General features: G+C 68.4%; 22 protein-coding genes. 7 read left to right on the top strand and 15 right to left on the bottom strand.

Features of this window, described 5'->3' with window-relative positions; translation table 11 throughout:
• Positions 1–117: 117 nt before the first annotated feature.
• Positions 118–1,329, top strand: coding sequence for an RNA polymerase sigma factor (locus AC3WT6_RS02530; RefSeq protein WP_492652836.1), 1,212 nt, complete (start codon positions 118–120; stop codon positions 1,327–1,329).
• A gap of 8 nt (positions 1,330–1,337) precedes the next feature.
• Here the strand turns inward: AC3WT6_RS02530 and AC3WT6_RS02525 are convergent, their stop codons facing one another.
• The gene (locus AC3WT6_RS02525) at positions 1,338–1,748 is read right to left on the bottom strand and encodes a protein tyrosine phosphatase family protein (RefSeq protein WP_492651983.1); all 411 of its coding nucleotides are present in this window, start codon (positions 1,746–1,748) and stop codon (positions 1,338–1,340) included.
• Positions 1,749–2,048: 300 nt separating this feature from the next.
• Here AC3WT6_RS02525 and AC3WT6_RS02520 point away from each other — a divergent pair, with 300 nt between their 5' ends.
• Complete coding sequence (locus AC3WT6_RS02520) at positions 2,049–2,486, top strand: YciI family protein (RefSeq protein ID WP_492651982.1); 438 nt, start codon at positions 2,049–2,051, stop codon at positions 2,484–2,486.
• A gap of 15 nt (positions 2,487–2,501) precedes the next feature.
• On the opposite strand, the gene AC3WT6_RS02515 is transcribed toward AC3WT6_RS02520, so the two are convergent.
• Positions 2,502–2,756 (bottom strand): hypothetical protein, encoded by a 255-nt coding sequence (locus AC3WT6_RS02515; protein ID WP_492651981.1) that lies wholly within the window; start codon positions 2,754–2,756, stop codon positions 2,502–2,504.
• 272 nt (positions 2,757–3,028) lie between these two features.
• Positions 3,029–4,081, bottom strand: coding sequence for an AraC family transcriptional regulator (locus AC3WT6_RS02510; protein ID WP_492651980.1), 1,053 nt, complete (start codon positions 4,079–4,081; stop codon positions 3,029–3,031).
• 24 nt (positions 4,082–4,105) lie between these two features.
• Here AC3WT6_RS02510 and AC3WT6_RS02505 point away from each other — a divergent pair, with 24 nt between their 5' ends.
• Genes AC3WT6_RS02505 through AC3WT6_RS02495 form a run of 3 tightly spaced genes read left to right on the top strand, consistent with a single transcriptional unit; the run spans position 4,106 to position 8,781 of the window.
• Complete coding sequence (locus tag AC3WT6_RS02505; protein WP_492651979.1) at positions 4,106–6,571, top strand: DUF1302 domain-containing protein; 2,466 nt, start codon at positions 4,106–4,108, stop codon at positions 6,569–6,571.
• 21 nt (positions 6,572–6,592) lie between these two features.
• Complete coding sequence (locus AC3WT6_RS02500; protein WP_492651978.1) at positions 6,593–7,426, top strand: DAPG hydrolase family protein; 834 nt, start codon at positions 6,593–6,595, stop codon at positions 7,424–7,426.
• Positions 7,423–8,781: an FAD-binding oxidoreductase gene (locus tag AC3WT6_RS02495; RefSeq protein WP_492651977.1), complete on the top strand. Its 1,359-nt coding sequence runs from the start codon at positions 7,423–7,425 to the stop codon at positions 8,779–8,781. The genes AC3WT6_RS02500 and AC3WT6_RS02495 overlap by 4 nt, the downstream gene beginning before the upstream one ends.
• 12 nt (positions 8,782–8,793) lie before the next feature.
• Here AC3WT6_RS02495 and AC3WT6_RS02490 read toward each other — a convergent pair whose 3' ends face one another.
• The 8 genes from AC3WT6_RS02490 to AC3WT6_RS02455 all read right to left on the bottom strand — a co-directional run bounded on the left by AC3WT6_RS02490 (position 8,794) and on the right by AC3WT6_RS02455 (position 19,627).
• A complete protein-coding gene (locus AC3WT6_RS02490; RefSeq protein WP_492651976.1) occupies positions 8,794–9,471 on the bottom strand; it encodes a hemerythrin domain-containing protein in 678 nt (225 codons plus the stop codon).
• A 450-nt stretch (positions 9,472–9,921) separates the two neighbouring features.
• Entirely contained in the window at positions 9,922–11,301 is a 1,380-nt protein-coding gene (locus AC3WT6_RS02485; RefSeq protein WP_492651975.1) for an AlbA family DNA-binding domain-containing protein, read from the bottom strand.
• A gap of 210 nt (positions 11,302–11,511) precedes the next feature.
• The gene (locus tag AC3WT6_RS02480; RefSeq protein ID WP_492651974.1) at positions 11,512–12,846 is read right to left on the bottom strand and encodes a GAF domain-containing protein; all 1,335 of its coding nucleotides are present in this window, start codon (positions 12,844–12,846) and stop codon (positions 11,512–11,514) included.
• A complete protein-coding gene (locus AC3WT6_RS02475) occupies positions 12,843–13,334 on the bottom strand; it encodes a hypothetical protein (protein ID WP_492651973.1) in 492 nt (163 codons plus the stop codon). Before AC3WT6_RS02475 ends, AC3WT6_RS02480 begins: the two co-directional genes overlap by 4 nt.
• A gap of 67 nt (positions 13,335–13,401) precedes the next feature.
• Positions 13,402–14,286 carry a fatty acid desaturase family protein gene (locus AC3WT6_RS02470; RefSeq protein ID WP_492651972.1) on the bottom strand — a complete coding sequence of 295 codons (885 nt, stop codon included), beginning with the start codon at positions 14,284–14,286 and terminating at the stop codon, positions 13,402–13,404.
• Positions 14,287–14,456: 170 nt separating this feature from the next.
• Positions 14,457–15,308 carry an acyl-CoA thioesterase gene (locus AC3WT6_RS02465; protein ID WP_492651971.1) on the bottom strand — a complete coding sequence of 284 codons (852 nt, stop codon included), beginning with the start codon at positions 15,306–15,308 and terminating at the stop codon, positions 14,457–14,459.
• A gap of 91 nt (positions 15,309–15,399) precedes the next feature.
• Positions 15,400–17,469: a M13 family metallopeptidase gene (locus AC3WT6_RS02460; protein ID WP_492651970.1), complete on the bottom strand. Its 2,070-nt coding sequence runs from the start codon at positions 17,467–17,469 to the stop codon at positions 15,400–15,402.
• Between the two features lie 67 nt (positions 17,470–17,536).
• A complete protein-coding gene (locus tag AC3WT6_RS02455) occupies positions 17,537–19,627 on the bottom strand; it encodes a M13 family metallopeptidase (protein WP_492651969.1) in 2,091 nt (696 codons plus the stop codon).
• Positions 19,628–19,799: 172 nt separating this feature from the next.
• Between AC3WT6_RS02455 and AC3WT6_RS02450 the strand changes: the two genes are divergently transcribed.
• The gene (locus tag AC3WT6_RS02450) at positions 19,800–20,288 is read left to right on the top strand and encodes a GAF domain-containing protein (RefSeq protein ID WP_492651968.1); all 489 of its coding nucleotides are present in this window, start codon (positions 19,800–19,802) and stop codon (positions 20,286–20,288) included.
• A 323-nt stretch (positions 20,289–20,611) separates the two neighbouring features.
• Here the strand turns inward: AC3WT6_RS02450 and msrA are convergent, their stop codons facing one another.
• The 3 genes from msrA to AC3WT6_RS02435 form a co-directional block, all read right to left on the bottom strand.
• Positions 20,612–21,238 carry a peptide-methionine (S)-S-oxide reductase MsrA gene (gene msrA, locus AC3WT6_RS02445; RefSeq protein WP_492651967.1) on the bottom strand — a complete coding sequence of 209 codons (627 nt, stop codon included), beginning with the start codon at positions 21,236–21,238 and terminating at the stop codon, positions 20,612–20,614.
• Positions 21,235–21,735, bottom strand: a complete 501-nt coding sequence (msrB, locus tag AC3WT6_RS02440) for a peptide-methionine (R)-S-oxide reductase MsrB (protein ID WP_492651966.1) — start codon at positions 21,733–21,735, stop codon at positions 21,235–21,237. The genes msrA and msrB overlap by 4 nt, the downstream gene beginning before the upstream one ends.
• 72 nt (positions 21,736–21,807) lie before the next feature.
• Complete coding sequence (locus AC3WT6_RS02435) at positions 21,808–22,743, bottom strand: hypothetical protein (RefSeq protein ID WP_492651965.1); 936 nt, start codon at positions 22,741–22,743, stop codon at positions 21,808–21,810.
• A gap of 134 nt (positions 22,744–22,877) precedes the next feature.
• On the opposite strand from AC3WT6_RS02435, the gene AC3WT6_RS02430 reads away from it, so the two are divergent.
• On the top strand, positions 22,878–23,564 hold the full coding sequence (locus tag AC3WT6_RS02430; RefSeq protein WP_492651964.1) for a type 1 glutamine amidotransferase: 687 nt from the start codon (positions 22,878–22,880) through the stop codon (positions 23,562–23,564).
• 235 nt (positions 23,565–23,799) lie between these two features.
• On the opposite strand, the gene AC3WT6_RS02425 is transcribed toward AC3WT6_RS02430, so the two are convergent.
• Positions 23,800–25,002 carry a molybdopterin molybdotransferase MoeA gene (locus tag AC3WT6_RS02425; protein WP_492651963.1) on the bottom strand — a complete coding sequence of 401 codons (1,203 nt, stop codon included), beginning with the start codon at positions 25,000–25,002 and terminating at the stop codon, positions 23,800–23,802.
• Positions 25,003–25,007: the final 5 nt, after the last annotated feature.

Below are 25,007 nucleotides of genomic sequence, written 5' to 3'. Positions count from 1 at the left end.
AGGGGAAGGAGCGCTCGCTGCGCTGCGCTTGCTTGCGTCGCCTGGCTGGCGATGCTCTGATCCCCGCCCGTGACCAGCACAGAGCACATACATCGCCGCATCGACGCGGTCTGGCGCATGGAGTCGGCGAAGATCATCGCCGGCCTGACGCGGATCGTGCGCGACGTCGGCCTCGCCGAGGAGCTGGCGCAGGACGCGCTGCTCGCGGCGCTGGAGCAGTGGCCGGGCGAGGGAGTGCCCGACAACCCCGCTGCCTGGCTCATGGCCACCGCCAAACATAGGGCCATCGACCGCCTGCGGCATCTGCGTCTGCAAGACGAGAAGCACCAACTGCTCGCGCCCGACCTGGAGCTGCAACACCAGCTCGAAACCGCCGACCGCGCCGCCGCGCTCGATGAGTTCATCGAGGACGACCTGCTGCGGCTGATCTTCATCGCCTGCCATCCGGTGCTCGGCACCGAGGCACGGCTGGCGCTCACGCTGCGCCTGCTCGGCGGGCTTTCCACCGACGAGATCGCCCGCGCCTTTCTGGTGCCGGAGCCCACCGTTGCGCAGCGCATCGTGCGCGCGAAGAAGACGCTCGCCGAGGCGCAGGTGCCCTTCGAGCTGCCGCCGCCCGCCGAGCTGGCGGAGCGACTGGCCTCGGTGCTGGAAGTGATCTATCTCATCTTCAACGAAGGCTATGCCGCCACCAGTGGTGCGGACTGGCTGCGCCCCGCGCTCTGCGAGGAGGCACTGCGCCTGGGCCGGGTGCTCGCGGCCCTGGCGCCGCTGGAGCCGGAGGTGCACGGCCTCGTCGCGCTGATGGAGATCCAGACCTCGCGCAATGCCGCGCGGGTGGCGGCCGACGGCCGGCCCATCCTGCTGCTGGAGCAGGACCGCAGCCGCTGGGACCGCCTGCTGATCCAGCGCGGCCTGCAGGCGCTGGAGCGCGCGCAGACCCTGAGTGCCACGCCCGGCAACTACCAGTTGCAGGCCGCCATCGCTGCCTGCCATGCCCGCGCGGCGCGCGCCGAGCACACCGACTGGTCGCGCATCGCCGCGCTCTATGCGCTGCTGGCGCGGATCAGACCCTCACCGGTGGTGGAGCTCAACCGCGCCGTCGCGGTGGCGATGGCGGAAGGCCCGGCCGCAGGCTTGAAGCTGGTCGATGCGCTGCGCCGCGAGCCGGCGCTCCAGCGCTACCACCTGCTGCCCAGCGTGCGCGGCGATCTGCTCTACAAGCTCGGGCGCCTGGATGAGGCGCGCCGCGAGTTCGAGCAGGCCGCCGCGCTCACCGCCAACGAGCGCGAGCGCGCCCTGTTGCTGGAACGCGCCGCGGCCTGCTGACCAAGCCTCTAGCCGAGCCGGCCGGCGAGAGCCGAGATGTCGTAGCCGGCTTCCTGCGCGGTTTGCAGCAACTGGGCGGCGGGCTGCCGGCCGGCCTGGGACAGCGCCCAGAGCATGGTCGAGCGGGTGCCGGTGCGGCAGTAGGCGAGCACCGGCCCCGGCGCCTCGGCCAGCAGCTTGCCGAAGCCGGCGATGCTGGCCTCGTCGAGCTGACCCGGGGTAACCGGGAGGTAGTGCAGGCGCATGCCCAGCGCCGCCGCCGCCTGCGCGAGCTGCTGATGCGTGGGCTGGTCGGCGCCCTCGCCGTCCGGGCGGTTGCAGATCAGGGTGCGAAAACCCTGTTCGGCAATGGCGGGCAGCTCGCTGGGCTCGATCTGTGGGGAGACGGAAAGCTGGTCGGTGAGTCTGCGGGAGGGCATCGGGATGGCTCCGGTGGTTCTGGGTTCAGAGGGTGTTGAGGGGAATCTTGAGGTAGCGAATGCCATTGTCCTCCGGTTCCGGCAACTGGCCAGCCCGCAGCCTGATCCGCGCCGACACCCGGCAAGGTGGATCGTCTCGCCGCCGCCCCGCGCCGGAGAAGTCGCGACCAGGTGCGCGCCCGGTGGACTGAGGCGCGCATTCTACGGCGGCCGTGCGCCGCGCCTTGTCGATTTCGCCCAGGCTGATCCGACGTGAAAGGCGGCAAGCACTTTCACTCATCCCTCCCAGGAGAACCCGGCATGCGTTTCATCATCACCGCCACCACCGGCCCCGGCGCGGCCGGCGCCGACCAGCCATTCGGCGAGCAGCAGCTCATCGACTACATGCGCTACAACGAGGAGCTGCATCGCGCCGGCGTGCTGATCGCCTCCGAGGGCCTCAACCCGGCGGCCGGTGGCGCGCGCATCGCCGTGCGCGATGGCCGCCGCTACGTCGTTGATGGTCCGTTCGCGGAAACCCGCGAGCTGGTCGGCGGCTTCTACCTCATCGAGGTGCCGACGCTGGACGAGGCCATCCAGTGGGCGCTGCGCTGCCCCGTCGGCATGGCCAGCGCCGAGCTGCTGGATGTGCGGCCGCTTACTGGCGCCGGCGACATCCCGCCGGAGCTACTGAAGATCATCGAAGCCGCCGCGCCCGGCTGGAGCGCGGCGGCCTTTTCGGTCGGCAAAGCGGGCTAGCTACGCCCAGGGGCCTCAGGCGGCGAGCGCCGACTCCAGCTTGTGCCAGTCGCTGTAGCGCAGCAGCGGGCGCAGCATCTCCATCACGCCGCCGAAGGCTTCCGCGGGTGCCTGCTGGCGCATGCCGGCGAGCAGTTGGCTGCGCTCCTGATGGTTGGCGTAAGGCAGCATCCAGCGCAGGCCGCCCATCATCTCCTCGGGGGGAATGCTGGCGACCAGCCGCTGCTCGATGGCGTGGATCTCGGCATCGCTGTAGCCGGCCCAGAGCACGGCATTCGCTGGCGTCGTGCCAATCGCAACGGCCGACCTCCATCAGCGTGTGCGACATCTGCGCACGCAGGGCTTTGTGGATGACGGCGTAGATGCTGTAGCGGGTGGATTCGCTGGCCATGATGATTTCCTTGTCGTGGTTGGCTATTTGGCAGCCCGCGAAATGCGTGCTGCGATGGGCCGCCAGACTAGGGCGCGTGGCCGCGCGCCGCCGCCAAGTCTTCCCTAAGCGAATCCTAAAAACTTGCTAAGCGCGGGCCGACTGTGAACGGCTACACGGATTGGCGGGCCTGCACGCGGCGGTACTCGCCGGGAGTCATGTTGAACCAGCGCCGGAACGCGCGCTGAAAGCTGCTCTGTTCGGCGAAGCCGAGCATCAGCGCGACATCCACCAGCGACAGCGAGGCATCATCGACGTAGCGCCGCGCCAGATCCTGGCGCACCACCTCGACCAGACCGGTGTAGCTGGTGCCCAGGCCGTCGAGCTGCCGTTGTAGGCTGCGCGCCGAGAGGTCCAGCGCCGCCGCCACCGAGGACAGCTCCGGCGCGCCGTGCGGCAGCCGGTCGGCGATGTGTTGACGGATGCCCGCCAGGCGCAAGTCGCCATGGCTCTGCTCGACGCGCAACGCCAGCAGGCGGCGTCTTGCCTCCAGTTCCAGCGTCTGCTTCAGGCCGCTGTCGCCGTGCAGCAGTGGCAGCGCCGCGTAGCGCGCCGGGAAATGCACGCGCAGGTGCTCGGAACCGAAGCGCAGCGGGCAAGCGAATAGCGCCTCCTGCTCGCGGATGTCCACCGGTGCGGCATGCGGAAACTCGATACGTAACGGGGACAGCGTCTGCCCAGCCAGCCAGCGCGCGGTGCTGATCCAGCCGGCGAGGTTGGACTCGGTGCAGTGCCGGTGATACAGCCCGCGCGCCGGATGCACCTGCACCTCCAGGCACATCTCCTCACCGCGTAGCGTGTAGTGGGCGCTGATGTCGTTGCCGACCAGTTGCGCGTACCGGCCGTGCAGTTCGAACAGCTCGTGCAGTTGCCGCGAGGTCAGCATCAGGTGCCCGAGCAACCCGAAGTGGGTCGGGCGCAGGCTGCAACCGACATGCAGTCCGATGTTGGCGTCGCCGCTGAGCTGCTCGGCGGCGAGAAAGGCGCGTTCCTCGGCGCTGGCTTCGATGCGCCGGTCGGGGTCGGCGAGCGCCGCCTCGTTCAGTCCCGCCGCGGCCAGCACCGGGCCCAATTCCAGACCCTGCTGGCGCAGGTAGTCGAACAGCGCGCGCAGATAGGCGGCGATCAGGTAGGGCGGCTCGGCGCCATCGACGGTTTGGGACATCGCCGGAGGTCATCACAGCCTGGCATGCGCGGTCAATGCCTGGCGCGCCGGGCCAATACCGGCGCCAACGACCTGCCGAAGATGCCGCCCCAAGTGCAAGGAGAACAGGTATTGGGGGCGAGCATGGCCGGACACGACATCGGCGCGACCGCGCGGCGGGCGGCATGGCTGCTGGCCATGCTGGCCGCCAGCGCGCCGGCCCCGGCGCTGGAGGGCGCCTGGGACCTGGGCGGTGACAGCCTGCAGGCGGTGCTCAACACCGGCCTGCAACTGGGGGCGCAGTGGCGTGTGGAAAGCCGCGCCGCCGATCTGGTCGGCAAGGCCAACCTCAACCCGGAGCTGTGCCCGGTGGCGCCGAACGGCGCCGGCACCAGTTGCCTCGCGCACCTCGCCCAGGCCGATCCGGCCCACGCGCCGGGCGCGCTCAACCTCAACAGCTATGTCGGCGAGGGGCCGGCCGCCAACCAGGTCGCCATCGACGCGCCGGGGCAGTTCTCCACCAATGCCGACGACGGCAATCTCAACTTCGATCCCGGCGATCTCACCCAGGCGGTGGCGCGCCTCAACAGTGACCTCACGCTGCACTGGGGCGAGTTCACGCTGTTCGCGCGCGGTCACGCCTACTTCGACCCGGTCAACGAGGGGCGCGCGGTCTGGCACCCCAATGCCGGCACCGAGGCCTATGTCGAGCGCACCGGCCTCTACCGGGGAGCCCGCGGCGACGCGGTGAAGATTCCGGCCACTGCCGCCGCCGACCGGCAACTGGGTCTGGACCTGCGACTGCTCGACCTCAACCTGAGTACCCGGTTGCCACTGCCGGGCGAGCGCCAGCTCAATCTCCAGATCGGCCGCCAGTCGATCAACTGGGGCGAGAGCACGCTGCTGATCGTCAACTCGCTCAACACCTTCAGCGCGCCCAACGTCAACGCGCTGTACCGGCCCGGCTTCCTGGAACTGAGCGAGGTGCTGCGGCCGGTAGACGCGCTGCGCCTGAGCACCGCGCTGAGCGGCGAGCTGACTCTGGAGGCCTTCTACCAGTACCGCTGGGAGTCGGCCGAGATCGCGCCGCCGGGTTCGTATCTTTCCACCGTGGACGTCGGCTCCGGCAATGCCGCCGACCGTTTCTACCTCGGCTTCGGCAAGGTGGCGGAAAACCCCTACCGGCTGAGCCTGCCCGACGAGCTGATGCTGTCCGCGCTCACCGACTCGCATGGCACGCCGGAACTGCTGCCCGAGCGCGCGGCGCGCGACGGCGGGCAGTTCGGAGTCTCCTTGCAGTACTACGCCGAAGGCCTGGGCAACGGCACTACCCTGGCGCTCTACGCGGCGCGCTACCACAGCCGCCTGCCCTACCTGAGCTTCTACGCCGGGCAGTACGGCTGCGCGAGCGGTCCCAGTGCGCCGACGCCGGCCGCCGAGGGGCCGGGCAAGTATCTGAGCGACATGGCCAGCCTGCTGCTTGCCTGCCCCGGCGCCGACGCCGCCCTGGTGCTGGAGAGCGCTCTGCCGGTGGGCCTCGCGCCGCCGGTGCGCGACCAGCGTATCGGCGCCGATGGCAACGCCCTGTCGATCGGCACCGTCCAGGCGCGACTGGAATACCCCGAAGACATCGCGCTGTTCGGCTTCAGCTTCAACACCACGGTGGGCGACTGGGCCTTGCAGGGCGAGATCGCCTATCGGCCGGACGCGCCCCTGCAGGTGGATGACACCGACCTCGGCTTCGCGGCGCTACAGAGCAGCTTTCCGCGCGGTAGCGGCAGCGGTGGCGCGGACGACCGTTTCGACGTCGGCCTGCCTGGCGTCGGCGTCATCGCCCAGTTGCCCGGCGCGCGGCTGGCGATCCCGGATTTCGTCAGCGCCTACCGGGGCCGGGACCCGCTCAACTACCAGCCTGGCGAGTACATCCGCGGTTGGGAGAACTTCGCCACCGCCCAATACAACCTCGGCGCCACTTACGTGCTCGGCCCCGACAATGGCCTCGGTGCCGACCAGATTCTGTTCATTGGCGAACTGGGCGCGACCCAGGTCTTCGACCTGCCCAGCCTGGACCGTCTGCAGATCGAAGGCCCCGCCACCTTCACCCACGCCAGCGCCGGCATCGACGGCAGCGGCGCCGATGGCTCGGCGCAGTCCAATTCCGGCGTGATCGGCAGCAGCGGCCTGCGCTTCAACCCGACCCAGCAGCGCGAAGGTTTCGCCGACGCCTTCGCCTGGGGTTACCGCCTGATCGGCCTGTTCCGTTACGAGAGCGTCTGGCCCGGCATCAGTCTTTCGCCCTCGCTGGTGTGGATGCACGACGTGCAGGGCACCGCTCCGGGCCCCGGCGAGAACTTTGTCGCCGGCCGCAAGAACCTGATCGCCAGCCTGGAAACCCGCTTCGGCGCGAGCTGGGGCTGGACGCTGGGCTACTCCGCCTTCTTCGGCGGCGGCTCCCACAACCTGCTGCGCGACCGCGATTTCCTGCAAACCGCGGTGCGCTGGACCTTCTGACCCCTTGCCCGCGAGCCTGTCATGCCCCCCATCCGACCCAATACCTCCCTCGGCTACGACGCCGAGGCGCTGGCGCACAGTCCCTACGCGGCCTACTACCGGCCGACGCTGGCGCCGCTCGCCGAGCCGGTGCGCGCCGCGCTCGCCGTCGGCGCGCTCGCCACCGAGCTACTGCCGCCGGTCGGCGACGCATGTCGCATCCAGGACGAGGGCTACCAGACCGTCGAGACCGGCTACGCGCTGACGCCCGAGGGCGGCGCCCGCCTCGCGGTGCTGACACCGATGCCGGGCGTGGCGCCGGCGATGTGGGACTGGTGGTTCGCCTGGCACGGCAGCGAGGCGCTGCGCTACAAGCTCTGGCACCCGCAGGCGCATCTCGATGTCGGCTGGCGCGACGGTGATGGCGAACGGCCGCACTACGTCGGGCGCGTCTCCGAAGTCGAGGAATACGTCGGCTCCGAGCGCGTGCGCGCCAGTGTCGCCTTCGTCGCGCCTTCGGCGATGGGCCTCGACGAGCGCCGCCTCGCGGAACGCGGCGAGGTCGCCATCTGCGCCCGCCTGGGCATGGTCATCGCCGGCCTGCCACTGCATTCCGGCTGGCTGCTGCACCAGTTGCGGCCGGTGCCGGGCGGTGCCGAGATGCGCTCGCGCTTCTGGCTGGGCGGGGCCGACGTGCGCCTGTTCGGCTGGGAGAATCGCGTCGGCGCCGCGCTCGGCCATGTCGCCGCGCGCCTGAAGCCGGTGCAGTCGGCGCAGGCGCAGGCGCTGATGGTTCACGACGCCCAGGAGATGGGCCATCTCGCCGCCATCCTGCCGGAGCTCTACGCCGCCTTCGGGCCCGGGAGCCGCGCATGAAACGCCCGACCACGAGGGGCCGCAGCTGGCAGCGCGGCGAACCCGGTTTCGACGCCGCTGTGCTCGCCACCAGCTTCAGCGGTCGCGATCCCGGCCACCGGCCGCAGCGCATGGTGCAGGCCAACGACGTCTTCGAGGTTATCGCGGCGGTGAAGCAGGCGCGCCGCGAGCGCTTGAAGATCAGCATCTGCTCCGGCGGCCACAGCTGGGCGCAGAACCACCTGCGACCAAATGGGCTCTTGCTCGACCTCTCGCGCCTGCGCGGCATCGAGATTGACGCTGGCCAGCGCGTCGCCCGTGTCGGCCCCGGATGCTGGTGCGTCGATCTCGACACGGCGCTGAAGAAGCAGGGCCTGTTCATGCCGGTCGCGCACGCGCCCGACGTCGGCCTCGGCGGCTTTCTTCTGCAGGGTGGCTTCGGCTGGAGCAGCCGCGTCTACGGCCTCGGCTGCGAGCAGGTGATCGGCCTCGACCTAGTGCTCGCTGACGGTAGCCTGGTGCACGCCAGCGCCGAGGAGAACGCCGACCTCTACTGGGCGGCGCGCGGCGCAGGGCCGGGCTTCTTCGCAGTGGTGGTGCGCTTTCACCTGCGTTTGCATCCGCGGCCGCGCTATACCGGCATGCTCGCCCAGGTGTTCGCCATGCGGCATCTGGAGGAGGTGTTCACCTGGGCCGACGCGGTGGGTGCCGAGGTGGCGCGCGAGGTGGAATTCCAGATCCTGCTCACGCCCAAGGCCATGGGCCTGTTTGCGCCCGGTATCGAGGTGCTGGCGCCGGTGATGACTGACAGCCGCGCGCGCGCCAGCGCCATGGTCGATTTCGTCCGCCGCAGTCCCTTGCGCCGCAAGGCGCACCTGACCACGCCGCTGTTGCCGCTGTCGACCGCGATGATGGCCTGGGGCGCCTCGATCACCCACTTCCCGCCGCGCATGCGCTGGTGCGCCGACAACCTCTGGACCGACGCGCCGGTTGAAGCCCTGCTGCCCGGCCTGCGCGCGGTCGCCGACAGCTTGCCGCCGGCGCCCAGCCACGCGCTCTGGCTCAACTGGCACCCGCCGGCGCAGCGGCCGGACATGGCGTTTTCGCTGGAAGCGAAGCGCTACTTCGCCGTCTATGGCGAGTGGCGCCGTGCAGACGACGACGCCCGCTACGCGAACTGGGCCACCGAGCGCATGCAGGCGATGGCGATGCACGGCAAGGGCATCCAGCTCGCCGACGAAAACCTCGGCCGGCGACCGGCGCGGTTCATGGCCGAGGCCAACCTGGCGCGGCTCGACCGCATCCGTGCCGAGCACGATCCCGAGGGCCGCTTCCACAGCTGGATGGGCCGGCCGCCACCGACGGCGGCCAGCTGAGCTTGCCGCACCTCAGGCCGCGAGCGCGGTTTCCAGCTTGTGCCAGTCGCTGTAGCGCAGCAGCGGGCGCAGCATCTCCATCACGCCGCCGAAGGCTTCGGCCGGCGCCTGCTGGCGCATGCCGGTAAGCATCTGGCTGCGCTCCTGATGGTTGGCGTAGGGCAGCATCCAGCGCAGGCCGCCCATCATCTCCTCGGGCGGGATGCTGGCAACCAGCCGCTGCTCGATGGCGTGGATCTCGGCGTCGCTGTAGCCGGCCCAGAGCACGGCGTTGTTGTGGCTCTCTTCCACTTCCATGTGCTCGTAGTTCTCGGCGACGAAGCGCGCCAGTTGCCGGTAGAGCTGCGCGGCCGCGCCTACGCGGGCGGCGCGGTCCGGGGTCTGGGCGATGCAGCGGCTCAGCGCCGCCAGCTCGGCGATCTCGCGCTGGTGGCCGCGGTGCTCGGTGGCGGTGTGCGCCGCCGAACCCGGCTGGCAGGCTTCCATCGCCGTGTGGATGAACTCGTTCTCGTGCTGCAGGTGCGCGCCGCAGGCTTGCAGCAACTGCTCCACGGTCTGCAGCACCTGCGTGCGTTCGCTGGCGTCGTGCCAATCGCAACGGCCGACCTCCATGAGTGTGTGCGACATCTGCGCACGCAGCGCTTTGTGGATGACGGCGTAGATGCTGTAGCGGGTGGACTCGCTGGCCATGATGATTTCCTTGTCGTGGTTGGCTATTTGGCAGCCCGCGAAATGCGTGCTGCGATGGGCCGCCAGACTAGGGCGCGTGGCCGCGCGCCGCTGCTAAATCTTCCCTAAGCGAATCCTAAAAAAACGCTAAGCGCGGGGCGACTGTGATGCGGTGCGCGCAAATTGACCATGGCGATAGCTGTACGCGCTTCAGAACTCCGACATCGACAGGTGCATTCGTGCCAACAGCGGTCAGTCGCGCAACTCGCGGCGAGCATGCATCAAGTTCCAGAAGCGGACAGCCATAGCTGATCCGCGACTGCGGCTCGGCGCCATGAACTGACGTTCCCCCTGAGGCTGTTCTGGCACCTTTTTATCGGTCGGACGCAGCTAGCGCGAACGCCTACGAAGCAAAGACATTCTCTTCAGATTGCTCTTCAGTCGGGGAGGTCTGCGTCATGGCTGTCCTGTTCATTCGTTGAAAACGAGCTGCTCACGCTTCTTCATCTTTCTCTTCCGAAGCGACGGCCAATCATCGGGCATAACTTTGCGGTTCGTGCCGCCACTTCGGACGTAGAGCGTGTAGTCGTCGGTAATCGCCACAATTTCCGGATCGGCAGGTTCGACCATCACGATGACGATGGCGCGATCGTCGACCTGACCTACCGAAACACTGAGGTCGACGCCGCCGTGCATTTGATCGCGGATCGCCTGCAGCAAGGCGCCGCGATATTGGTTCAAAGCTTCTTCCAAGTCAGATTCTGCCCAGGCGCTCACCTTCTGATTGACGCCCTCGATCTGACATTCGTCGGTGATGCCTAGGTAGATCGCACCACCCTGGCAATTCGCGAAGGCTGCGACCGTTCTGATCACCTCTTTCAACTTGACGTGGTCGTCGTTCTTGCCTGACTTTTCTTTGATGCTCTTCCTCGCCAGTTGGATAAAAGGCTTGAACTCGATGAGCAGGCCCTCCCCTTCCTGCGCGGCCAACTTGATCTGTTCGCTCAGGTTCCCCGCGGAGCCGCTGAAGGCGTTCCCTCCACCATCGACCGAGTTCATCCGTCGATCAGATTGACTGTCGAATACCTCGTCGTGCTTATCGATAAGAACGAGGTCCAGGCGATCCGCGTTCTTTGGGACATCCAGAACGACCTTTCGGTCCTCGACCGCCGAATCGAGGTGATGGATTTGTTGATCCAGCCAATAGGCGCCCTTCAAACGCATACCGCCTTCGAGCAGCGCTGTGCCATCAAGCTCGACCAGTAGCTGGCCATTTGTCTGGAAAGCGACGTTGCGGATGAAGGCGCGAACCTGCGGAAAGTGAAACAGAATCTGCCCATTCCTGGCGTCGCTTGAACCGTGATAGACCGCCAGGCCTAGCCAATGACGCGCGGCTTCATAGGTGTCCGGGTAATACGGCTGTTCTGCCGTAACCAGCTTGTCGAAGAGGCGGTTTTGATTGTTTCTCGCCACCGATGCGGTGAAAACCACGCCAGAGCGCTTCATGTAAATCTGCCAATCGTTCGGTCGATCCCAACTCGACGGCTCCAGCGTCGTGGTTATTTTTCCAAACGTGGCCGAGCCCTCCTGTATCTTCTCGACGAAGTCCAAAAGCTGCGGCACCTGAAGGATGTCCTCGAATAGTACGGTGCTCGGATAGACGCGAGAGGATGTAGAAACGATGCTCTCGTCCGGAGTCATGGACTCGACGACGCAGCACAGCAGCATCCAGTCGCTGCTGCTATCGCTGAGAACGGCTCTGCGGCGGAATTTTTGCATCTTTGGCTCGCGCGCAATCTGCGCGAGCAGTTGCTCGATTACGGGATTTTTTTGTTGGCTTTCAATGGTCATGTTTGCTGAACGCTGCCGCATGCGCCTTATCAAAGTCTGTGTAGCAGAAGGATTCAAACTCTCACGCACATATGTAGATATCTATCTACTACGGGCAGGATGCCCAAGGCCTCGTAACACGCCTATATCGACGTCTCGGACTTCGAGCACATTACGACCTAAATCTCAAAGCGTCTGAGGGTCTGCTTTGGGCTGACGGCAGTCCCTTACTTAAACCACTTCGACCAACCGCAAAGCCCGCTCCGCCCGGAAGCGAAACCGTCCGCGCCCGGTCTTTTCGATGGCGAGGTAGTCGCAGCGCTCGGCTAAACGGCGGCTGAGCAGGATTAGTCTGGTTTCCAGGTTATCGCCGACTTCCGGGAGTCGTAGCGAGGCGTCGAGACGAAGCTCGCGGTTGCAGAACTCGACGCGGCCGCCTTCGGCGTGAGCCTTTGCGAGCTTCCAGAAGATGGCGCCGGCCACGCCCTTGATGAGGTAGTCCTCGCCAAGAAAGATGCTGTCGTCGGCGGTGTAGTGGCGCACCTGCACTGGCGCGCCTAGTGGGCAGCGCGGTGCGGCTTCGGGCTCGCCGTCGTCTTCGGTGGCGGACTGCTGCAACAACTGGATGGCGGTGCCGAGCTGGGCGCCGTAGGCAGAGAGCGCGTCCTCGTCGTCATAGCCAAAGCGGCGGTCCTCGGGGCTCTCGGCATAGAGCACGCCGAGCAGGCGGCTGCCGGCGACGATGGGCACGGCGAGCTGGCTGTGCGGCTCGGCGAGGCCGGGGAAGGGAATCTCGCGCGGCAGCGTTTCGCCGCCACCTTGGGCCAGCGCGGCCTCGCGCTGGGCGCGCACATAGCTGTACTCGGCGGTGGCGTGCGGCACGCAGATGGCGGTGCGCTGCTGGGCGGCGACGCCAATCACGCCGTCGCCGACGGCGATCTCGGAGCCGACGCCGGAGCGCGCATAGCCCTGGCTGGCAACGGTGTAGAGCCGGTCGCCCGCTTCGGCGAGCAATAGCAGCAGGCTGTGCTCGACGCCGAAGCAATCGCGCAGCGTGGTCAGCGCCTGGTCGAACAAGGCGTCCAGCTCACCGCTGGCGGCGAGCCGGGCGCTGGCCTGACGCAGGGCGGCGAGCAGATTGCGGCGCGGCGCTTCCACCGCCAGAACCGGGCCGGGCACGGGCTGGATGTCGAGCACCCGATAGACATCGGAGCCACGCAGGCGGAACACGCCGGCCATGCCTTCGTGCGAGGCGATGCCGGCGAGCTTGGCCTTCATGCGCTCGAACAGCGGGCCCTCGCTCTCGGTGCGCAGGTAGCGCAGCCGCAAGTGGTAGCTGGCGCCGCTGAGCGGGTTGATCACCGTCACCCGTACCTCGGGGTTGGCGAGCACGTTCTCGCGGGTCTTGCTGAAAAACTGGAACGACAGCGCCGCGTGCTCGCTGTCCACATAGTCCACCTGCGAGACGTAGGTGATGTTGGGGGTGCCGTCGGCGGCGCAGGTGGCGAGCGTGCCGGGGATGCTGCCGTCCAGGCAGTCGCGGATGGCGTCGAGCGTGAGCTTCATGGCAGCCGCGCTCCCGCGCCGGGGCCGGGCGTCTGGCTGTAGGCGGCGTCTGGGTGGAACACCACCGCCACCGGCGCCTCTGCCAGCACCTGCAACAGCACCCGCACCAGCGCTTCGGGAAAGTGCAGCTTGGCGAGGTCGGCGACAAAGGCGCGGGCGTAACGCTCGCGCAGCGCCTCGTCTTCGGCGCTGCCGGCCTCGACGCGCGCATCGCGGCCCTTGAGCTGCAGCGTGCGGTTGTTGGAAGGCTGCGAAAAGGTGACGGCCACCCGGCCGCTGGCGGCGATATCGGTGAGCAGGCCAGCGGCGCGCACGGGGCAGAACAGCAGCCGCACCTGCCGGCCATCCTCGCTCGCCGCGCAGCCGATCACCCGCGCCATCGACGGCAGGCGTTCGGCATTGACGCTGCCGGCGGTGATCGATACGCCGCCCTGGATGAACTCCCGGTGCTCGGCGGAGAGGCTTAAGGCGGCGGTGCTGGATGGCATCGCCGGATGATAGCGAGCGGCTTGGGGCCTGTTAACGCAGCGGCCCGCGTAGCCTCACCACCTGGCCCTAGTGCCCGGAGCTGGTCTCCAGTTGCCACCAACGCACCACCGGCGCGCCCAGGCGCACGAACTCGGTCTCGCGCTGCCGCCAGATCCGCCGGTAGCGGTAGAACGGCACGCTGGGGAACAGGTGATGGATGAGGTGATAGTTCTGGTAGAGGAACAGCCAGCGCATCAGTGGCTCGCCGCCGGCGCGGACATTGGTGGCGGCGTAGGGGTTGTGCGACTGCTCCACCGCATGCGGATGGTGCGGCAGGTAGTTGAAGGCGCAGGCCAGCCAGAGAATCGCCAGCCGCGAGGGCAGCAGCCAGTACAGCGTCGCCTCGTAGCCATAGCCGAGTGCGCAGGCGGTGGCGTAGCCGCCCAGGATCAGCGCCACGGTGCCGACGATGGCGAGCTGGTCCTTGGCCGGGATGCGCGCGCGGTCGCGCAGGATCAGCAGGGCGTAGTAGAGGTCGGCCGTGGCCCAGTGCAGCGGCAGCAGCCAGGGCGAGCGCGCCGTTCCGCTCCAGAGGTCGGGGTCGCGCTCGGTCTCGTTGGTGTAGCGGTGGTGCGCGAAGTGGGCATAGCGGAAGGCGGTCACCGAGCCGACGATGCCCAGGAAGCTACCGCCAATGCCCGCAACCAGATCGTTGAGTCGCGGGTAGCCGCGCAGCAGCGAGCGGTGCACGCCGTCGTGCAGCACGGTGAACTGCATGAATGCCGCCACCGTTTGCAGGGCCACCGCCAGCGCCGGGTGCAGGTAGCCTTCCACCGCGCCCCAGAGCGCGCCACCCCAGATCAGCAGCGCCAAGGCGAACAGGCCCAGGCTCGGCCAGGCGATGGCGGGCGCCTGGTAGAGCGGGTCTTTGGGCACGCCGGGGCGTGGGGCAGCGGGGACGGTAGAGCGCAAGGGGTTCTCCTCCATGGCGCACAATTGAACGGTTGGTCCATTAGGCGTGGCGGGTGGAGCGGCGTCAACCAACCAAAGGTTGGAGATGACAGCCGGTCTTGGCAGGCCCGGATGTCGGGCCCTGTCTCAGTCCTGGCGGAGCGATGGCACCAGGGTTGACTCAGGGGCGCTCAGGCAAAGATCACCACCGACTGCCGCGACAGCGCCACCGGCCGGTTGTCCGGGCTGTGGACGATGGCGGTCTGGGCGATGTAGCCCTCCTTCGCGGAGTGAATCTCGGAGTCGATGCGCCAGTAGTCGTGCCCAACGCCAAAGCGCTGCGCGTCGTCCGGCGCCGGCGCCGGCTCGATCAGCTCCAGCGTCCAGGTCAGCGAGCTGGCCGGGGCCGGTGTCTTGAGCCAGGAGATCGCCGGCGAGGGGATGGCGTCGGCCAGGGCCACCAAGGCCAGCTCGGCGGCGTGCTCGCCGAACTGCGCGACGCTCGGTGCGGCCTCACGCGACTTCAGCCAGATGCGCGTGGTCGCCCCCGGCGTGTTGCTGAACGGCCAGCCGCCCTCGGCCCAGCGCATCGCGTAGTACTGCAGAAAGTTGGGCGCGATGCCGCGCGCGAACGGCAGGTCGCGCAAGCCTTCCGGACCTTTTTCCGGCAGCGCCGGCACCGCCATCGGCACCACGATGTTGGACGGCCGGCCGGCGCCGAACACGCCGACGAACAGGGCCAGCGTGCTGCCCTCGGCCTCGATGCGCGCCTCGACATGGGTCACCGACTTGCCGGCGCGCAGCACCTGCGCGCGCAGGCTCACCAGGCCCTGCGGCACCGGCGCCATGAAGGTGGTCTGCAAGACCCGCAGCGGCGCGGTGACACCGGTGAGCTGGCGCATCGCCGCCAGCGCCAGTGCCGCCTGCAGGCCGCCGAAGGCGCTGCGGCCCTGCAGCCAGTCCTCGCTGATCTCGAACTGCAACTCGCCGGGCGCGCTGGCAGTGGGCGTCAACAGCTCGACGAAGCTCTTGGGGCTGCTCATGGAAATCTCCAAACTGTTCGGTATGTAGAGTAGCCAAAGAAAACCCGGCGCACCATCGCGGCGCGCCGGGTCGTCGCTTCGCGACGCGCGCTTACCAGATCGCGACGCGCGCCTCCGGCGCCTTGTAGAGCCCATCGCCCGGCTTGGTGCCGTAGGTCTCGTGGAAGGCCGGCACGTTCACCACCACGCCGTTGACGCGCAGGTCCGGCGGCGAGTGCGGATCGGACTTCAGGCGGGTGACCTGGGTCTCCTCGCGCACCTTGGTCATCCAGCTCTGCGCGTAGCCGGCGAAGAAGCGCTCGGCGCCCGTGTGGCCGTCGATCACCGGTGCCGGCTGGCCGTTGAGGGAAATCTCCCAGGCGCGGTAGGCGATGATGATGCCGGCGAGGTCGGCGATGTTCTCGCCCAGGGTCAGCTCGCCGTTGACGTGCAGACCGGGCACCGGCTCGTAGCCGTCGAACTGCTGGGCGAGCTGCTTGGCGCGCGCCTCGAAGCGCTCGCGGTCTTCCTTGGTCCACCAGTCGCGGAGATTGCCGTCGCCGTCAAACTGGCTGCCCTCGTCGTCGAAGCCGTGGCTGATCTCGTGGCCGATCACCGCGCCGATGGCGCCGTAGTTCACGGCATCGTCGGCGCTGGCGTCGAAATACGGCGCCTGCAGGATCGCCGCCGGGAACACGATCTCGTTCTGCTGCGGATCGTAGTAGGCGTTGATGGTCTGCGGCGTCATCTGCCACTCGCTGCGGTCCACCGGCTGGCCGAGCTTGTCGAGGTTGTAGCGCGCCTCGAAGCGGCTGCTGCGCTGGATGTTGCCCAGCAGGTCTCCGGCGACGATCTCCAGCCCCGAGTAGTCACGCCACTTGTCCGGGTAGCCGACCTTGACGGTGAACTTGGCCAGCTTGTCCTTGGCCTGCGCCTTGGTTTCCGGGCTCATCCATTCCAGCGTATCCACCTTCTGCGCATAGGCCTTGAGCAGATTGCCGACCAGTGCCTGCACCTTCTGCTTGGAGGCTTCTGGGAAATGCTCGGCGACATAGAGCTTGCCCATCGCCTCGCCGAGGCCGCCTTCGACCACGTCCAGGCCGCGCTTCCAGCGCGGCTGCGGCTGCTCGACGCCGGAGAGCGCCTTGCGTAGCGCGAAATGCGCGTCGTAGAAGTCCTGGCTCAGGTAAGGCGCGGAGGCGGCGATGGCGCGCAGCTTGGCATGCGCCTTGAGCGTGGCCAGCGGCGTTTTCGCGGCGAGCCTGGCGTAGCCCTTGAGATAGCTGGGCTGGCTCACCACCACGGCGTCGGTCTTCAGGCCCAGGCCGGCGACCCAGGCCGACCAGTCGTAACCGGGCGCTTCCTTGGCCAGCGCCTTGAGCGTGCGCGGGTTGTAGGTCTTCACCGGGTCACGGTTCTCGACCTTGCTCCAGTGCAGCTTGGCAAGCGCGGTCTCGAAAGCCAGCACCTCCTTGGCCTTGCCGGCGGGGTTCTTCTCGCCCGCGAGCTTGAACAACTGCGTCATGTAGGTGAGATAGGCCGCGCGCAGCTTCACGAAGCGCTCGCCGCTGTCGAGATAGAAGTCGCGATCGGGCAGGCCCAGGCCAGACTGGTAGAGATCGAGGCTGTAGCGCGAGACATCGCGCGCGTCCGGGTGCACATAGGGCGCCACTGGCGTGCCGACGCCGAGCAGGTCCAGCTCGGCGTAGAGCGCCGGCATGGCCTTGCGCGAGTCCACGCCGTCGATGCGCGTCAGCAGCGGGAACAAGGGCTTGGCGCCGAGCGCGTTGAGCTTGGTCTCGTCGAGATAGGCGGCGTAGAGGTCGCCGATCTTGCGTGCCTCGCTGCCCGGCGCGCCGCTGGCGGAGGCCTGCTCCACGAGCGCCTTGAGCCAGTCCTGATTGCGGTCGTCGAGCAGGCCGTCGATGCCGTAGCTGGTCTTGTCGGCGGGGATGGCGTTGGCCTTGAGCCAACTGCCGTTGACGTAGCGGAACAGATCGTCCTGCGGCCGCACGCTGCGGTCGAGGTTGGCGTCGATCACGCCGGAACCGAGTGCGGCTGCGGCCGGCGCAGCGGTGGTGGCCGCCGCATCGGGGCGATCGAGTCGATGCAGGCCGCAGCCGGCGAGCAGCAGCGCGGCGGCGAGCGCGAAGGTGGAGCGGCGAAACAGGAGCGTGGTCATGGGCTTCCTCGAAGTCTGAAAACAAGAAGGCCGGTCTTGCGACCGGCCCGGTTGTTGCTGCTGTGGCTCACCAGATCACGATGCGCTCGGCCTCGGGCTTGTACATCTTGTCGCCCTCCTTGGTGCCGAAGGCGGCGTGGAAGGCCGGGATGTTCACCGGCGTGCCATTGGCGCGGAACTCGCTGGGCGAGTGCGGATCGGTCTTGATGCGGGTGAGCAGGTTCTCCTCGCGGTACTTGCGGCGCCAGACCTGCGCCCAGCCGAGGAAGAAGCGCTGGTCGCCGGTGTAGCCGTCGATCACCGGCGCTGGGTTGCCGGCCAGCGACAGCACATAGGCCTTGTGCGCGACGGTGAGGCCGCCGAGGTCGCCGATGTTCTCGCCGAGCGTGAACTTGCCGTTGACGTGGTAGCCCTTCACCGGCTCGTAGCTGTCGTACTGCGCGGCCAGCTTGGCGCCCAGGGCCTCGAACTTGGCGCGGTCGTCCTTGGTCCACCACATGCGCAGATTGCCGTCGCCGTCGTACTGGCTGCCCTGGTCGTCGAAGCCATGGCTGATCTCGTGGCCGATCACCGCGCCGATGCCGCCGTAGTTCACCGCGTCGTCGGCCTTCAGATCGAAGAACGGCGGTTGCAGGATCGCCGCCGGGAACACGATCTCGTTCATCTCCGGGTTGTAGTAGGCGTTCACCGTCTGCGGCGACATGATCCATTCCTTGCGGTCGATCGGCTTGCCGAGCTTGGCGAGGTTGCGCTGGTAGTCGAACTCGGCGCCGCGCACCAGGTTGCCGTAGAGATCGTCGGCCTTCACCTCGAAGGCCGAGTAGTCACGCCACTGGTCGGGATAACCGATCTTGGTAGTGAACTTCGACAGCTTCACCTTGGCCGCGGCCTTGGTCTCGTCGCTCATCCAGCTCAGGCCGTCGATGCTCTGGCCGTAGGCGGTGAGCAGGTTCTTGACCAGGGTCTCCATGCGCGCCTTGGCTTCCGGCGGAAAGTGCTTTTCCACGTAGAGCTTGCCCAGGACCTCGGAGAGACCACGGGAGAAACCCAGACCGCCGGAACCGAACTCGACCACGTCCACGCCCCGCTTCCAGCGCGGCTCCATTTCCTGCTGGCCGTTGAGCGTCTTCTTGAAGAAGGCGAAGTCGGCATCGACATAGGGCTTTGACAGGAAGGGCGAGAAGCCCGCCAGCAAGCGCCACTTCAGGTAGATCTTCCAGTCGTCGAGGCTGACCGTCTGCACCGCCTTGCCGAGCGCGCTGACGTAGCTGGGCTGGCTCACCACCAGCGTCGGCTGCGCGGCGAGGCCGAGGCCGTCGAGGTAGGCGGTCCAGTCCACGGCGCCGGTCAGCGTGGTGAGCTTGCCGGCCTCGAACTTGTTGTAGGTGGCGACCGGATCGCGGTTTTTCACCTTGTCCCAATGGCCCTTGGCGAGCTGGGTTTCCAGCGCCATCACCGACTTGGCGGCCTTCGCCGGCTCGGAGAGGCCAGCGAGCCCGAACACCGTCTCCAGGTGCTTCAGGTACTGGGCGCGGATGTCCTTGAACTTGGCGTCGTCCTGCAGGTAGTAGTCGCGCTCCGGCAGGCCCAGGCCGGCCTGCAGCAGATCGGCGGTGTACTGGGTGGCGTCCTTGGCATCCTGGTGGATGTAGAGGAACAGCGGCGCATCGACGCCGAGCCGGCTCAAGTGCGCGAAGCGCGCGCCCAGCTCCTTCTTGTCCTTGATCGCGTCGATGGCGGCGAATTCCGGCGCCAGCGGCTTGAGGCCCAGCTCTTCCAGCTTGGCTTCGTCCATGAAGCTGGCGAAGAAGTCACCGACCTTCTGCTCCTCGGAGCCCGGCTTGCGGTCCTTGCTGGCGGCGGCGGTCTCGATGATCGCCTTGAGCTGTTCCTGCGCCTGGTCGTCGAGCTTGGTGAACGAGCCGTAGTTGGACTTGTCGGCGGGGATCTCGAAGCTGTCCAGCCACTTGCCGTTGAGATGGCGGTAGAGGTCGTCCTGCGGACGGACGGTGGCCTCGATCTGGCTCAGGTCGATGCCGGACACCGGCGCGGCGGCCACAACCGGGGCGGCGACCTCGGAGCTGGCAGGCGGTGCTTCCTTCTTGCCGCAGGCAACCAGGAGGGCGAGCGCCATGGCGCTCAGGGCAAAACGATTCATTGGGGAGACCTCGAAAAGGCAATGCGTGATCGTAACGCGACCGGCAAGGATGCCGGTGCCGGCTCCAGGGTTTAAACCGGCCCGGAAGTTTTTTCGCAGCCGGCGCGCGGCCGGCGTTGCGGATTGCCGCTCCCGGCCCCATGGTGGCCGCAATCTCGAATCCACAATCCGCATGTTCCAGCTCGACACCAGCACCGCCGCCGCCGGCAAGTCCGAAACCTATGCGCTGCTGGCGCAGCAGGCCGAGGCCCTGTTCCACGGCGAGCCCGACCGCATCGCCAACGCCGCCAACCTCGCCAGCCTGATCTGGCACAGCCTGCCCGACCTCAACTGGGCCGGCTTCTATCTGTACGACGGCCGCGAACTGGTGCTGGGCCCGTTCATGGGCAAGCCCGCCTGCGTGCGCATCGCGCTCGGCAAGGGCGTCTGCGGCACCGCCGCCGCCAGCCGCGAGACTCAGGTGGTGTTCGACGTGCACGCCTTCCCTGGCCACATCGCCTGCGATGCCGCCAGCAACTCCGAGATCGTCGTGCCCCTGGTCCGCGATGGCCAGCTGCTGGGCGTGCTCGATCTCGACAGCCCGCTGACCGGCCGCTTCGACGAAGCGGATCGCGCCGGGCTGGAGCGGGTGGCGGCGCTGTGGCTGCAGGCCTCGGCCTGAGCCGCGCTCGTCTCCCTCACACGCGTGCGGGGGGTCAGAGCACTGCTCTGACGGGTGGGGGCGCTGTTACGCGCAGCCTAGATATTCGCCGCCATCCCTGGCGCGAGCCCGCACTTTGCATTGAGCCCCGGGGCATGCATCCCTGCATGCCCGTCGGCCGGGGCCGATGGCCATTCAAGGCCATCGTCCTTTACCCGGCCGACCCCCAGAGTTCCTTCACCCGCGCATCGCGGCCACAACCGAAGCGGTAGGACGGCGACACGGTGTCGCGCAGCGTGGGTGCGGGAGCCGTCCTGCGACCGCGTGTGTACTGCGTACCCCGCTCAGTGCGCCTCGCCCCAGAGTTCCTTCACTCGCGCATCGCGGCCACAACCGAAGCGGTAGTACTGATACCGCACCGGATTCTTCTGGTAGTAGCCCTGGTGATAGTCCTCGGCCGGCCAGAACGGACCGGCGGCGACGATCTCGGTGTAGATGTTCTTGAACCGCCCGCTCTTCACCAGCGCCGCCTTGCTGGCCTCGGCGATCTGCTGCTGGCTGGCGTCCAGCGGGTAGATGCCGCTGCGGTACTGCGGCCCGTGATCGCAGAACTGCTGGTCCTGCACGGTCGGGTCGATATGGCGCCAGAAGTACTCGACCAGCTGTGCATAGCTGACCTTGGCCGGGTCGTAGGTCAGGCGTACCGCCTCGGTGTGGCCGGTGGCGTGCGCCGAAACCTGCTCGTAGCTGGGGTTGCGCTCCTTGCCACCGGTGTAGCCGGACTCGGCGGTGATCACGCCGGGCAGCTTTTCAAAATCGGCTTCCACGCACCAGAAGCAGCCGCCGGCGAAGATCGCCTGCTCGGTCTTGCCTGGCGCAGGCGCGGTGGCGCCAGCCGCCTGCCCGGCACCCGGCGCCGCTCCCAGAACCAGGGCCAAGGCCAGCGCCAGCAACGGCCCGGCGCGCTTCACGACAGGCCCCGCGTCGTCGGCAGGGCTTCGCCCTTGGGCACGAAGCGCAGCGCCACGCCGTTGTTGCAGTAGCGCTTGCCGGTGGGTGGCGGGCCGTCGTCGAAGACATGGCCCTGGTGGCCGCCGCAATGCGCGCAGTGGTACTCGGTACGCGGGTAGAGCAGGAAGTAGTCGGTCTTGGTGGCGACCTGGCCCTCGCGCGGCTGGAAGAAGCTGGGCCAGCCGGTGCCGCTCTCGTACTTGTGCGCGCTGTCGAACAGCGGTGAATAGCAGGCGGCGCAGACAAACACGCCCTCGCGTTTCTCGTGATTGAGGGGGCTGGAGGTGGCGCGTTCGGTGGCCTCTTCAAACAGCACCTGGTAGGACTCCGGCGGCAGCAGCTTCTGCCAGTCGCTCTTGCTGAACTTGGAGAGCACTTTCACTCCGGCCTCGGCGCCGCGGGCCAGCGACAGCGCCGGCAGCAGAGCGATCCACTTGAGCAGAGCACGGCGATTCATCAGGGTGTCCTCCAAACGGGGCGCGACGCGGCGCCCTGTTCCTATTACGTGACCGGGGCGCCGCCGGATGCCTCAGGGCGCCGGCAGCGGCAGGCAGGCAAAGCCGGCGCGTTGCTCGGAGCCGGCACAGTACAGACGGCCATCGGCGCTGATGGTTCCCGCCTCGGTCTGCTTCCACTGCGGCAGGTCGATGGTCTCGGGCTGGCGCGCGAACATCGCCGCCCAGCTGTCCCCGGGCTGGCGGCGGTAGAGATTGGCGTCCTTGTAGGTGCCGACCACGGCATAGCTGCCGTCGGGGGCGAAATCGAAGGCGGTGGGCCAGTCGCGCAGGAAGCCGAACTTGGGATCGTCGGTGAGATCAGCCGGTGTCGGCTTGGGCAGATGCGACACCGTCGCCACCAGTTCAGCGGTCCGCAGCTGATCTGCCGCCGGCGCCTGCTCTGGCATCGCCAGCCGATACAGCCGTGGCGGCCGCTCGCGCTTGCTCAAGATCAGGATGTCGCCGCTCACCGGGTCCACCGCCAGGCCCTCGGCGTCGCGTGGGCCGTCGGGATAGCGCAGCTGCAGGGACCACAGCAGTTTTGCCGTGTCGCCGCCGGCGCCGGGATCGCGCACCGCGTAGAGCGTCACCGACCTTCGCAGCGCGTAGTTGTCGCCGATGTCGCCGATCAGCAGCGCCGGCTGTTGCCGCCAGCGGAAGGCGGCGATGTCTTCCCAGTCGACAGCCTTGGCTCCTGGCACCGCCACCACGCCGCCATCACTGCCATCGAAGCCGACCCGGAACAGCCGCGCACGGTCGCCGCTGTCGTTGTGCGCCCATAGCCAGTCGTCGCTGGCCAGCGAGCGGCTCAGGCCGGAAAGCTCGTCCAGCTCCGGGTTGGCGACCGCATCCAGCGGCTGCGCGCGCAGATAGGCGCAGGCCGAGATCAGCAGGCTGGCGCCCAGCAACAGCCGTCGCCAGCGACGCGCCGCTGGCGAACTCATGGCGTGGGCCCCGACGCGGGGCATGAGGGAGGGAAACGGTGCGGCACGGTGGATGGACCTGAGAAAACCCCGCCGGTTCGCCGACGGGAGCGGCGCCAGCGCCGTCCCGCCACGCGCCGGGCTCGCTACACTGGCACAAACCCTCTTGCCCTTACGACATGCGCGTTCACTGGCTACAGCACGCCGAGCACGAAGACCTGGGCTGCATCGCCCCCTGGCTGGCCGCGCGCGGCCACGAGGTGCGCTACACCCGCCTGCAGCGCGGCGAGGCGCCGCCGGCGCCGGAGAGCTTCGACTGGCTGATCGTGATGGGCGGGCCGATGAACATCTACGAGCACGCGCTCTACCCCTGGCTGGTGCCGGAGAAGCAGCTGATCCGCCGCGCTCTGGACGGCGGCAAGCGGGTGCTGGGCATCTGCCTGGGCAGCCAGCTCGTCGCCGACCAGCTCGGCGGCCCGGTATCGCGCAATCCCGAGGTGGAGATCGGCTGGCATCCGCTGCGGCTGACCGAGGCCGGCCGTGGCGCCGCCGCCTTCGCCGGCTTCCCCGAAGAATTCACCGCCTTTCACTGGCATGGCGACACTTTCGCGCTGCCGCCCGGCTGCGAGTCGCTGATGGGCAGCGAGGCCTGCGCGCGCCAGGCCTATGCACTGGGCACGCGGGTGGCCGGTATCCAGTTTCATCTGGAAGTCACCGCCGCCAACGCCCGCGACTGGTTCGCGGTGGAGCGCCCGGCGCCGGCGCGCTATGTGCAGCGGCCGGAGAGCATCCTCGCCGAGCTGCCGAACTTCGCCGCCAACAACCGGCTGATGCGCCAGCTGCTGGGCAATCTCGAAGGCGGCTGAGCGGTGAGGGCGGCGGCCGTTGGCCGCCTGTGAGGGCGCTGCCCGCTGCGCGGGCTCGCTGTAAGGGCGCGATGCTACGCATCGCTGTGAGGGAAAAGCCGAAGCGAATCGCGGGCGTCGCTAGCCCCGCAATGCTTGCTATTGCTTATCCCTCACAGGGTCGCGCAGCGGCCCGCCCTCACAGCGGGGAGCGCAGCGAACCCGCGCCCTCACAGGCGGCCAACGGCCGCCGCCCTCACTCTTCCAGGGCCAGCCAGCGCAGTTGTGCCGGCAGCGGCCCCTCGCCGGCAGGCGGCAGGCGCAGCAGGGCATTGGCCTGGGCCAGGTTGCCGAGCATGTGCGAGGCCTGGCCGCTCAGCGTGCGCAGTTGTGGCCGGCCTTCGGCGTCGGGTTGCTGCACCGCGCGCAGCCAGAGCGTCTTCTGCGGATCGGCGCGCAGATTTGTCGCTGGCGCCTCGGCGCTGCGCCAGCGGGCGGCGGGTTCCAGTCCCGCCATCGCGTCCAGCGCCGCGCGCACGTAGACCAAGAGGTTCACCAGCACCGAGGCCGGATTGCCCGGCAGCCCGAACAGCAGGGCGCCCTGGCGGCGGGCGACGTAGAGCGGCATGCCCGGCTTCTGCGCCACCTTCCACAGCAGCCGCTCGGCGCCCAGGGATTCGGCCACCGCCGGGATGTAGTCATGATCGCCCACCGAGACGCCGCCGGTGGTAATCACCAAGTCGGCTTCGGCGAAGGCGCGCGCCAGCGCCGCGCGCACCGCCGCCTCGGTATCGGCCACCGCCTCCAGCCGCAGCAGCGGCAGGCGCCAGTGCTGAAAGTAAGCCGCGAGCAGCGGGCCGTTGGCGTCCGGCACCTGGCCCAGCGCCAGCGGCGCGCCGCCGGCCACCACCTCGTCGCCGCTGACCAGCACCACCACCCGCGGTTGTCGATGCACTCGCACGCGAGTCATGCCGCCCAGGGCCAGGGCGGCGATCAGACCGGGACCGAGCCGGCTGCCCGCGCCGGCGAGCTCGGCGCCAGCGGGCATTTCCTCCCCGCGCTCGCGGATGTCGGTGCCGATGGCGACAGGCTCCGCCACCAGCAAGTGCGCGCCTTCGCGCTGGCAGCGCTCCTGGCGCACCACGGTGTCGGCGCCCAGCGGCAGCAGGCCGCCGGTGAGGATGCGCGCGGCGCTGCCCGGTGCCAGCGTCGGCGCCTGCGCATGGGCGCCGGCGGCGATGTGCTGCGCCAGCGGCAGCCGCGCCGGCAGCCGCGCGAGATCGGCCTGGCGGACGGCATAGCCATCGACCGCGCTCTGGGTGAACAGCGGCAGCGGGTGCGCGCTGTGCGCCGGTGCCGCCAGCACCCGGCCGAGCGCCGCCGTCGGCGGCAACTCCTCGGTCCCCAGCACCGGCACCGCCGCCAGCACCCGCGCCAGCGCCTCGTCGACCGGGATCATCGTCC

This window comes from Stagnimonas sp. FW305-C-60, assembly GCF_058782965.1.
Note: the sequence above shows the minus strand (reverse complement) of the source record. Positions and strands in the feature narration are given on the sequence as shown.